7 protein-coding genes are annotated in these 12,241 nt (G+C 31.6%); all 7 read left to right on the top strand.

The genetic code is table 11. The features are described from left to right. Positions 1-132 precede the first annotated feature (132 nt). The 7 genes from AC973_RS00970 to AC973_RS00940 all read left to right on the top strand — a co-directional run bounded on the left by AC973_RS00970 (position 133) and on the right by AC973_RS00940 (position 12,188). Complete coding sequence (locus AC973_RS00970) at positions 133-366, top strand: TIGR04540 family protein (protein ID WP_048726108.1); 234 nt, start codon at positions 133-135, stop codon at positions 364-366. A 20-nt stretch (positions 367-386) separates the two neighbouring features. Next, positions 387-2,303, top strand: coding sequence for an Eco57I restriction-modification methylase domain-containing protein (locus AC973_RS00965; protein ID WP_048726105.1), 1,917 nt, complete (start codon positions 387-389; stop codon positions 2,301-2,303). Position 2,304: 1 nt separating this feature from the next. Beyond that, positions 2,305-5,631 (top strand): DEAD/DEAH box helicase family protein, encoded by a 3,327-nt coding sequence (locus tag AC973_RS00960; RefSeq protein WP_048726102.1) that lies wholly within the window; start codon positions 2,305-2,307, stop codon positions 5,629-5,631. An 89-nt stretch (positions 5,632-5,720) separates the two neighbouring features. Continuing rightward, the gene (locus tag AC973_RS00955; RefSeq protein ID WP_048726111.1) at positions 5,721-6,653 is read left to right on the top strand and encodes a DUF4268 domain-containing protein; all 933 of its coding nucleotides are present in this window, start codon (positions 5,721-5,723) and stop codon (positions 6,651-6,653) included. Between the two features lie 83 nt (positions 6,654-6,736). Next, entirely contained in the window at positions 6,737-10,390 is a 3,654-nt protein-coding gene (locus AC973_RS00950) for a hypothetical protein (RefSeq protein ID WP_048726099.1), read from the top strand. A 309-nt stretch (positions 10,391-10,699) separates the two neighbouring features. Beyond that, positions 10,700-11,647, top strand: coding sequence for a nucleoside hydrolase (locus tag AC973_RS00945; RefSeq protein ID WP_048726097.1), 948 nt, complete (start codon positions 10,700-10,702; stop codon positions 11,645-11,647). A 10-nt stretch (positions 11,648-11,657) separates the two neighbouring features. Next, complete coding sequence (locus AC973_RS00940; RefSeq protein WP_048726094.1) at positions 11,658-12,188, top strand: DNA alkylation repair protein; 531 nt, start codon at positions 11,658-11,660, stop codon at positions 12,186-12,188. Positions 12,189-12,241 lie beyond the last annotated feature (53 nt).

Below are 12,241 nucleotides of genomic sequence, written 5' to 3'. Positions count from 1 at the left end.
CTAAAAAACGTATTCGTGTGCTTTAAAATTATTTACCAACACTATTTGTAAAAGAACCCAAAAAGTTAATAGATTAATATTCGTAGCTAAAGTATAATAAAAGTAAGAATTTAATAATACAGAGGTGATTCTGTGAAAGTGAAAAAGTTTTATCGTACCCAACGGGATGTAGCAACAGCGCTTAACGAAATTATTGATGCATATTGGATAGATAAATTAACAGATGAAGAGTTAGAAGAAAATATAATCATAATCTATAAAAATAACCAACGGAAAATAATAAAAAATGATGATTTTACCACAATACTTAAACAACAATGCGGGAAAAATCGTTTGACGGTCGTAACAAATATAATTACTAATTGAAAAGCTAAGGAGTTGGCTTCTTGAAAGAAAATAATAACTTATCGCTCTCAGATTTAGATGATTCAATTATTCTAAGAGAAAATGAATCTTTATTAAATTTATTGCTTAAGGATCATACCACTGGTAAGAATATAAAGTGGGGAACAGATAGCTATATTAATCATGGATATTCATTCCGAGATGATCAAGAGATTAAAATCAATCTAATTACTGGTTGGTACAAAGGTTTCATTCGACCAAGAGTAGATAAAGATATAGATCTCCAACTTGAACGTCAACGTAATAAAGCAGAAGTGTTCACACCCTCATGGGTAATTAAATTACAAGTAAATGCTGCACTTAAGGATATGGAAAAATTACCTTTAGCTGATTTTATTCAAACTAAATGGCTAGAAATTACATGTGGAGAAGCTCCATATATGGTAAACCGCTATGATATGGAAACAGGCGAAGTAATACCTTTAAAAGACCGATCAGGATTCATAGATATAAAATTTAAAAAATTGAATAAAAAAATAGAATTAGAAGAAGAATGGCTGAAGCTAGCTGTTGAAATCTATAAAGCCAGTTATGGTTATGAATATCAAGGAGACTCACTTCTACTAGCTAGAGAAAATTTAATCTTAACATTTATCGATAATTATTTTTATATGTTCGGAGCTTTCCCAAAAGAGAAAATACTATTAGAAATTACTAAAATAATAAGTCTGAATGTATTTCAAATGGACGGCTTAACATATGAAGTACCATATTCGGTTGGGGGCCTTGAAGAAAGTGGGACTCAACTTAATCTATTTGAAGAGATAGAAACTGAAGAATATATCACACCTAAACTAGCTAATATTAAGTTGTGGGGAGTAGACAAGACAATCGAATTCAAATTGCTCTCGGAAAGGAATGACGCAGAAATGAAGTTTGATGTTGTAATAGGGAATCCTCCTTACCAAATGACAACTGAAGGAAATAATAGAGATGTTCCAATTTATCCTTACTTTATGGACGAAGCATATAAAATTTCAAATAAAGCTCTCTTAATTACTCCAGCAAGATTTTTATCCGATGCCGGACAAACTAAAAGCAGTTGGAATCAAGAAATGCTGAATAATCCACATTTAAAAGTTTTATATTTTGATCAATACAGTGGGAATATTTTCAAAAACACTGATATAAAGGGTGGAGTGGCAATAACATATTATGATAATGAGAAAGAATTTGGCCACATTGAAGTATTTATTCGCAGCAAAGAATTGGAGAAAATTACTAGCAAAGTATCATCAATAATGGAGAAATCTATCAACTTAATTCATCATAATCGTAGTAGCTATAGACTGTCAGATATGGTTTATAAAGATTTCCCGGAGATGAAAAATAAGGTTAAAAAATCTGAACGCTTATCAATTACATCAAATATTTTTGATAAACTTTCTGATATATTTCTGGATGAACATCCAAAGAATTTAAAGGACTTTATTGGAATACTTGGTCGCCAAAACCATAAAAGAAAAGTTAAATGGATACGTAGAAAATATATTCAAGATCATCCAACAATTGGAAAATGGAAAGTCTTTGTTGCTAAATCAAATGGTACAGGAGCTATCGGAGAGGCATTAAGTGAACCCTTTGTGGCCGAACCACATATGATACCTACTCAAACCTTTATTACTCTCGGGAATTTTGACACAGAAAATGAAGCTATAGCATTAAATAAATATATTAAAAGTAAATTTGCTAGAGTAATGTTAAGCGTTAAAAAAGCTACCCCTGATAATGCTCGTAAAGATGTTTGGAGCTATGTACCACTTCAAAACTTTCAATCAGATTCAGATATTGATTGGATGGGATCTATTTCTGATATAGATAGTCAGTTGTACAAAAAGTATAATCTTGATAATGATGATATTAATTACATTGAGACCATTGTTAAGGAGATGGAATAATATGCAAACACCGAATATTAATACCAAGACACGTATTATTCCAAAAATATATGCCTATCGAACACCAAGCAACCTGGAGAAACAGGGCTGGTTTAAAATTGGTTACACAGAGAGAGACGTGGATAGACGTATTCGTGAACAAACCCATACGGCAGGTATAACTCCTGAAAAATTGTGGGACTATGTCGCACGGTTTAATGATGGTTATTATTTCAATGATCATGATTTCCATGCTTACTTGGTTCGTAAAGGTATTCCTAGAGAGAGCGGTACTGAGTGGTTTGATTTTGAGAATGATGTAAGTAAATCAAAGAGAATGTTTTCTGCATTTATGTTAAAAGAAGACATTCATGAGTTAGAAGATTCTATACAATCTGAGAGTTACGTTTTAAGACAAGAACAAAGAGAAGCTGTTGAAATGACTGCTGGATATTTCAAAAGTCGTGAGTCAGGGGAGTTTTTGTGGAATGCTAAACCAAGATTTGGAAAAACTTTAACTACTTACGATTTGATTAAAGAAATGGAATTTTCAAATGTTTTAATATTAACAAATAGACCAGCAATCGGAAATTCATGGGTGGATGATTACGAGAAATTTATTAAGTATGATAAAGAACATACTTACTATTTTGTAAGTGATAGTCCTGCGATTTCAAATAGGGATATATTAAGTCGCGAAGATTATTTGGACAAAGTGATAGACTCTGATAATCCAGCTCAAATTGCCTTTGTAAGTTTACAAGATTTGAAAGGTTCTGAATTTTTTGGAGGAAATATTCCGAAGTTGCGTTGGGTTAAACAGTTACCTTGGGATTTAGTAGTCATTGATGAAGCTCATGAGGCTGTAGATACAAATAAAACTGAGTTTGCTTTAGATAGAATTCAAACGGACTACATATTGCATCTTTCAGGAACACCATTTAAACAAATTGCTAGTGACAAATTTGAACCCAATCAAATATTTAACTGGTCTTATATGGATGAACAAGAAGCTAAAGCGAACTGGGATGAAAGCGAAACTGATGAACATAATCCATATGAAGAATTACCTACTTTAAATATGTATACATATCAAATGTCGAAGATGATTGTTGAACAAATTAAACAAGGCGCAGATTTAGATGAAGAGACGAATGTGGATTATGCTTTTGATCTGAATGAATTTTTTGCTACTGAAGATAAGGGTAATTTAATTTATGAAGCAGATATCTTAAATTGGCTAGATTCTTTAACAAGTAATCAAAAATATCCATTTTCTACTCCAGAATTAAGAAATGAATTAAAGCATACTTTATGGTTGTTGAATAGAGTTGACAGTGCCAAAGCCCTTGCTAATATTTTACGAAATCACCCCGTATTTGAAAACTATGAAGTTGTTTCTGTAGCTGGAGATGGAAGACTCGAACAGATTAACGGAGAAGAGATAGAAGTTGATGAAGAGAATGTTGACGGTCGAAATAGTGCATTAGAACGTGTAAAAAATGCAATCGCTAATAATGACAAAACGATTACTCTAACAGTTGGCCAATTGACAACAGGTGTAACCGTCCCTGAGTGGTCTGGTGTTCTGATGTTAAGCAACGTGAAGTCACCGGCACTCTATATGCAAGCTGGATTTCGTGCCCAAAATCCTCATAAATGGTCGGATAGAGATGCTGAAGGTAATCCAGTAACTTATCGAAAGCAAAATGCTTACATTTTTGATTTTGCACCTGAGAGAACTTTGGATATTATTGATGAATTTGCGAATAATTTAAATAGTTCAACCTCCGGCGGAAGTGGAACAATGGAGGAACGTGAAGAGAATATAAAGCGTTTGCTAAATTTCTTTCCAGTCATTGGTGAAGATACTGACGGTCAGATGACTGAGTTAGATGCAAAACAAGTCCTGACTTTACCAAAAAGAATAAAATCACGAGAGGTTGTTCGTCGTGGATTCATGAGTAACCTATTATTTAATAATATTGCGGGTATTTTCCGATCTAAAAAGGCCTTAGATATTATCAATAAGTTTGAAAAAACAGAGCAGGGTAAATTAACGACAGATAAAGATAAAGTAGATTCGAAAGATGTAGAAGATTTAAACGTAGATGAAGAAGGAAATGCATTTGTAGAAGATGAAGTTGTCGAAGAGAAAAGAGACAGACTTTTTGGTGACAAGATTTACGAGAGACAAGAAATCGAGGAGATTGTTCAACCTACAGACATAGGTCTTACAACCAATATTCAAGTTCGAGAAAAGTTAAGTGATGCCCTAAGCAAAGAATTAGAGCCAAGCTTTGATAAAATGCGCACGGAGTATGGGCTGACTATTAACCAACGGAAGCAAAAGGAACGTGCTGCTAAAGAAAAGATCGATAAAGCAACCGAAACATTCGAAGCAGAGTTAAAAGTACGTCAAGCAGACCGTAAAGCACAATTAGAAGATGACGGTGCATTAGAAGACCCTGAAAAAGTTGAGGAAGAAAACAAAACCTTTATTGAAGAAACCTATAGTGATTTGAAAGCTAAAATAGAGGAAATAGTTTTAGAAACGACTACAGAAATCATTGAAGAACATGAAGTAAAACAAGAAGAAAAGAAAAAGAATACTGTTGAAGATGATATTCGATCTAATTTACGTGGATTTTCTAGAGCGATACCTAGTTTCATTATGGCTTATGGCGATGAAGATTTAAACTTAATGAACTTTGATGAGTACGTCAGTGATGAAGTATTTTATGATGTTACAGGTGTTACATTAGAAGAGTTTATTTTCTTACGAGATGGTGGTACGTATGTTGATGATGAAGGTGAAGAACAACAATTTAATGGTAACTTGTTTAACGAAGTAGTATTTAATGAATCTATACTTGAATTTTTACGCAAGAAATCTGAGTTATCAAATTACTTTGAAGAGACCGAAGAGAATATTTATGACTATATTCCACCTCAAAATACCAATCAAATTTATACGCCTAAATGGGTAGTTCAAAAGATGGTACAACAATTAGAAGATGAAAATCCAGGTATTTACGATGATTCCTCTAAGACCTTTATTGATTTGTATATGAAGTCAGGTTTATACATCACAGAAGTTGTTAAAAGGTTGTATAACAGTGAAGTAATCAAGTCAGAATACCCTAATGAGTATGACCGTCTAAAACATATACTAGAGAACCAAGTGTATGGATTAGCTCCCACAGAAATTATTTACAGAATTGCGACGAGTTTTATCTTTAGTGAATTGACCGAAGGCATTAACCAAAAGAACTTTGTAGAATTAGATGCTTATCCATATGCAGAAGATGGAGCATTAGAAGAAAAATTAGATGAAGTGTTTGAGTGATACTGTATAGCTAAACCCCCATATCCACCAGTGAAGGATATGGGGTTTTCTTAAAAATTAGATTAAATATGAAAGTAGGTAAAATGTTAATGACAATTGGAAAATTAATTGAAGTAGATATTAGAGATCTTTGGGAACACGAACAGTATGACTTTTCTAACTGGCTTTCAAAATCAGAAAATATAGAAGAACTTAATAATATTGTTGGATTAACTCTCACAGATATTGAAAAAGAAGCTTATGTTGGTGCATATCGTTGTGATTTAGTAGCAATTGATGAGCCTACAGATACAAAAGTTATTATTGAGAATCAACTAGAGGACTCAAATCATGATCACTTAGGTAAGATAATTACCTATGCCTCTGGTTTAGATGCAGAAGTTATTATTTGGATAGTCAAGAATGCTAGAGAAGAACATAGAAGTGCGATTGAATGGTTGAATAATAACATGGTAACGGAGATAAATTTTTTCTTAATTGAACTTCACGCATATAGAATAGGTAATTCTTTACCAGCACCAAAATTTGAAATTATAGAAAAACCTAATGATTTCATAAAGAGTACTAAGTCAATAAAATCTGATATTGAGATGAATCGATCCCAGGCCGAACGATTAAATTTCTGGACAAAATTTAATGATGTAGTTACTAAGAAAGGTAAACCATTCAATACTAGAAAAGCTTCCATGGATCATTGGTATGATGTTTCTATTGGTACAAGCGAAGCACATATTAGTATTACACTAGTTAATAAAGGTGGATATATTGGTGTAGAATTATATATCAGAGACAACAAAGAGGTTTTTGATGAATTATTTACTGAAAGAGATGAGATAGAAAGACAGTTGCTATTTTCATTGGACTGGCAAAGATTAGATAATAGAAAAGCAAGTAGAATCATTACAAAAATTGAAGATTTAGATTTCGATAATCAGACAAATTATCATGAGTTAATGGATGAAGTAATTTCAAGAGTAATTGCAATGCGGAGTATTTTCAAAAAGTATTTAGCTATGAATTAATTTTAGTTAAACAATACGATGACGACTTCGGCGATTAAGTCCAGTTTTTTTAAAAAAAAGCACTGTAAGAAAAGGAGGAAGAAATGTTAAAAATAGAGGCTTTTAAATTCCATAGACTAACCCCAAGGCTTGTTGATACAAAACATCCTTCTTATAAAATATCAAAAAAAGCATTAGATGAGGCTTATTTAGAAGAAGATGTTAAAAACATAGCGATAACAGGGATATATGGTTCTGGTAAAAGTAGTTTTCTTAAAACATATTTTAATAAAAAAATTGAGTTTAAGAAGGGAAATATTATAAATGTTGCAATTGCAGACTTTGAAAATAACGGTGATTCATCTAATAAAATCAAGATTGCGGAACGTCAAGTTATAAACCAAATATTATACCAAATACCTTCTCATAAGATTCCATTGAGCAAGTTTAGAGTTAAAGATAAGCGAAAATGGTGGCAAGTATTATTTTTCGCGGCATGTTTATGCATGTTTGCTATTGGATTATACTCTCTATTTAATAGGGATTTACTAGACTATTTCTACTCTGATTTAATACAAGTAGAGAAAGTCATTTTATGGTCTAACTCATCAATTCTAATCTTTTTATTAATTTCATTATCTATAGCTGCAGTATGGCTATCAAGAAGGATATCTTTAAAATTTACGAGATTTAATTTTAAAGGGGCTGAGTCTGAATTGATGGATTATGATGCTGCTGAAGTATTGGATTTAGAAGCACAAGAAATTGTGTATCTAATTCTTGCATCTGATGTGAATACGATAATTTTTGAGGATTTAGATAGATTTAAAAATATATCTATATTTATTAGACTTAGAGAAATTAATAGTCTCGTAAATGCTAAATCTCGTGAAATTGTACGATTCATTTATGTAATCAGAGATGATTTGTTTGAATCAAAAGATCGAACAAAATTTTTCGATTTGATGATTCCAATCATACCAGCAGTTACTTCTTATAATTCCCGAGGGAAAGTATTAGAAATTTTTTCTGATATTGAAGATGATAAATTAAAATTAAATCCTAAAATATTAGAACAAATATCAATATATATTGATGATATGAGGCTTTTATATTCTATTAGAAATGAATACGAAATCTATTCAAAAAGTATAGAAACAGATGTTTACGCTAATGAGCTTTTTGCCTTAATAGTACTAAAAAATGTATTCCCAAAGGAATTTGAAGATTTAGAATACGATAGAGGATATTTATATGAAGTTTTAAATAAAAGAGATACTTTAATCGTTAAATATGAAGAATCATTCAAAGAAAAAATAACAGAACGCGAGGAGCTAAAAAATCAGTTAATAACTAGATTTTCGGATTTTTTATCTGTTAATATTCCAAAAGGTTACAATTTTAATGTCAATGAGTCAACTGGAAAGTTGATGTATAATTGGTATCGGAATAAAGAAGCAAGTAGACTTATATATTATGGTAGTACTGGTAAAAATTATACATTTAATACCTTTATAGAAGAGTTAGGAAAAAGAGATTCTAGTCTGAAAGAGAGATTAGAGCAAATTAATTATGAAAATCTAGATCTTAAGATAAAAAGTTTAGATAATGAAATAGATAAACTAAATGAAGAACTAGGTAGAAGGCATACTGCTAAAACAAGTGAACTTCTTTCTGAATTAAATGAAGAAGGATTAAGCAAGTATTTTTATGAGAGCAAAGAAGAGTATAAACAAGTTATAAATAATCATTATTATTCCTTGATAAGATTCTTATTATTATCAGGACTAGTTGATGAAAATTATTGGAGATACAAAGGATATTTTCACAAAGGTTCTTTGGGGAAAAATGATAATACATTTATTAATAGAGTACTGTCGGGTAAAGAGATTAAAAATGATTTCAAACTAAATAACCCTGAAACTGTGACAGAATATTTTGAAGAAAAAGACTACCTAAGGAAAGATATCGTAAATTATGACCTAATGGATGAATTAATTGAAAAACAAAAAGGAAAAGAAATAATAGATATTTTTAGCGTTATTGTATCAACAAACGATATTGAAGCAATTGAATATATAAATGGTTATGATTATGACAAGCTTAAAAATTTAGTAGATATATTATTAAAGATAGGGTTTAATAGTTTTTATGAGGTCTTTAATGCAGGTTCTATATCATCTGATCTTAAATTAAAATTTGCAGGAATTGCATGTGAGTATAAAAACATTGAATCAAATACAGATTTTAATAAATATATGGCAAATAATAGTAAGATAATGGAGTTGGATTTTTTTGAAGATAAAGAAGCAATATTAGAGGGATTAGATAGAATAAAGATTAAATTTAATGATGTTTCCGATTTAGAGATATCTTCAAATATCACTAAAATTTTAATTAAAAAACGACTATTTGCTATTAATTTAGAAAATGTAATAAATATAATCTATAGATCTGGAATTACGACTAACAAATCAAAAAGTGATATTTTAAGTAGGTTTTTTAAATATTTAGATAGCAAATCATTATTTGAATTAAAAAAATATGTAGAGGAAAATTTAGATGAGTTAATTAATGAGTATATAGTAAAAATAAAGAATAGTGATGTTTATGCTTTTTCTGGAGAAAAAGTATTTAAAAGCATTCTAAATTCGGACTTGGAAACAGAAACTAAAAGAAAATTTATAGGTATTGAAAAATCTATCATTAGTGACATAAATTATGTTGAAGATGACAAGTTGTTAATTGAATTGTTTAACAATAATTTGGTCAACTACAATCAAAATAATCTTAATAATTACTATGAAAGATGTGGAGAGGTCTCTCCTATAATAAACTTTATAAATGATAATTATGAAGTAGAATTTTCTTTGAGCCAAGAGATGTATAAAGACCTTTTGAATTGTGTAGAAACTGAAATTAATCTATTTAAATCAATTTCTGAAGAGGTCAGTAGCCAAATTGATTTAATTAACTCTGATTTAAACTTAGAGAAATATATGATTCTTTTATCAAATAACTTAATTAAATTTAACAAGCAGAATTTAGTAACATTACTTGATACAAATGACGATAATTTAATTGTTAAATACTTTGCGGTTTTAAGTAAAGAAATTGCTTCTGAAGAAGCTTTATTATTAATTATGGATAGTGACATTTTTGAGGAATTATCTGAAGTTGTAGTTGAGAATGTACTAAACATGAATGTTTTAGAAGATAGTGATAGTATAAAACTTATAGATCAATATGATAAGAAAATTTCCCTCTTTAAGATAAATAATGCTGGTAATCAAGTAAGAAAACATGTACTAGAAAATTATTTCTTACCCTCAGATTATCAAAAAATAATAGAGGGTTTTAAAGAGTTTGATTTATGGGAAGAAATTATTTCTAAAATTAATTTAGAGTCAAATGCGTGGAGTGAGCTAATATCTAATAAAATGTCTGAAGAGTTTCTTGATAAACTAATAAGAGATGAGAATTTAAAAGAGACATTAAAAATTGAGCTTCTAAAAAAAATTATAGAGGACAGAACTCATATGTATAAATGGAAAGAGTGGATAAAATCAATAGGATCTATCAGTAGTATATCCAAAGTATTTGAAAACGGTAGACCTAAAGTTGAAAATGAAGCTGAGGATAGAGTAGCACGAACATTAGAAAAAACTGAAGTAGTGACTATTGGGAAAGATAATAGATTAAATTTTAGACCGACTAAATTTGAAGAGTTACACCACTTAAAATCTACATTTTATTGAAGTATATAAATATATTATCTAGTAAAACTTACAATCATAAAACATAGGCGTATGCGTGAAAATTTAGTATAAACCATTACTATATAACTATAAACGTTGATGTGAAGGGGTCAGATGAGCCCCCTCAACTCCATCAATATATCAAGGAAGTCCTCAAAGTCTCATTTGAGGGCTTTTTTCTTTATATAGTAAATTGATGCATCATATATAATGCTAAATTGAGCTAATTTTTCAATTAGAGTTATCTTCATCTCATCATATAGGCTATAATTTGAGATAGAGAAGTGAAATATATTAGGAGGTTTACGGATGAGAAGAGTAATTATTGATTCAGATACTGCTGGGGACGATACAACGGCCATATTGATGGCGATGAAATACTTTAAGGTAGAAGGGATCACCATCGTTGCAGGTAATGTGGCTTTTGATCAAGAAGTAGAGAATGCCTTAACGACAATTGAAACTTACCAACCAGGTTATAAGATTCCAGTGTTTAAGGGTTATCAAAATCCGATGACTGCACTGCCAAATGAAACGCACGATACGGTAGAGGAGATTCAAGGTGGCAATGGAATGGGTGATGCTGTATTCCCTAAACCAACACAAACTGCGGAAGATGGGCATGCGATTGATTTTATTATTGATACGGTGAAGGCAAATCCAGGCGAGATTGAAATTTTAGCTTTAGCACCTTTAACCAATATCGCGATGGCTATTAAGAAGGCACCAGAGATTGCAGCGGATATCAAGCATATTTGGATTATGGGTGGGGTAAATAACCGCTTAGGGAATATGAATGTCTCGGCTGAATATAACTTCTATGTGGACCCTGAGGCGGCTAGAATCGTTTTAAATGCGTCAACAGCAAAAACCATGGTTACTTGGGATGCTTCTTTAGACTTTGGTGTCATGTATGAAGAAGATATTGAAGAAATTCAAGCTTTAAATACGAAAGGTTCAAAATTCTTCTTAGATATTAATATGTTTGTCCGTGAGTTTGAACTGGCAAAACGAGGAATCGACGGGATTACTTGTACAGACTCATTATTGGTTGCAGTTGCTGCCGTACCAGAATTGATGCTTCAAGCGACTGAATATTACGTGGATGTTGAAACACAAGGTCAATTTGCCCGTGGCTACAACATTGTAGACTGGGAAGAGGAATTCAAGCGTGCGCCGAATTGCCGAGTTGCAGAGAGGATTTCTAGCCAAGGATTTAAAGACCAATTGGTGAACTTGTTAGCGGAAATTCAATAGGGAGAATTCGATGGTGAATTGGCAGTACTTAATTGAAGAAATGTATGATCATGCAAGCGATGATGCTGAACCGATGGCCAAGTACCAACGTAACCAGTTTCCATTTCTTGGTATCAAAAGCCAAACGCGCCGGGATATTTTTAAACCCTACCTAAAGGAAGCGAAAGCAAAAGCAAAGTTGCGCTTCATGGAAAATCCTAATCAAGCAATCATTGACTGGGCTTTTGTTGACGAATTTTGGTCATTTTCCGAAAGAGAATTTCAATATATTGTTTGTGATTATTTGAAAGAAATGAAGAAATATTTGCAGCCGGATGATTTACCTAGATTAAAAACATTGGTTGTCCAAAAATCGTGGTGGGATTCGGTGGATGCCTTGGTTAAAACAATCGGTTATTTAGTCCATAAGAATCCTGATTTGAAGACGGAATTGGCGGCGTGGAGCTCATCGGATAATGTCTGGTTGAAGCGGACTTCAATGATCCATCAACTGAGCATGAAGGGGCAAACAGATACTATTTTATTTAAAGTCATCCCTTGAGAAAACCGTGTAATTCATTACATGGATGAATCAAGTTCTAGGGCGACCGTCAT

This window comes from Carnobacterium sp. 1290_CSPC (assembly GCF_001053265.1).
GTDB lineage: Bacteria > Bacillota > Bacilli > Lactobacillales > Aerococcaceae > Aerococcus > Aerococcus urinaeequi.
The sequence above is the reverse complement of the archived record's forward strand: the minus strand, read 5'-3'. Positions and strand labels throughout refer to the sequence as shown.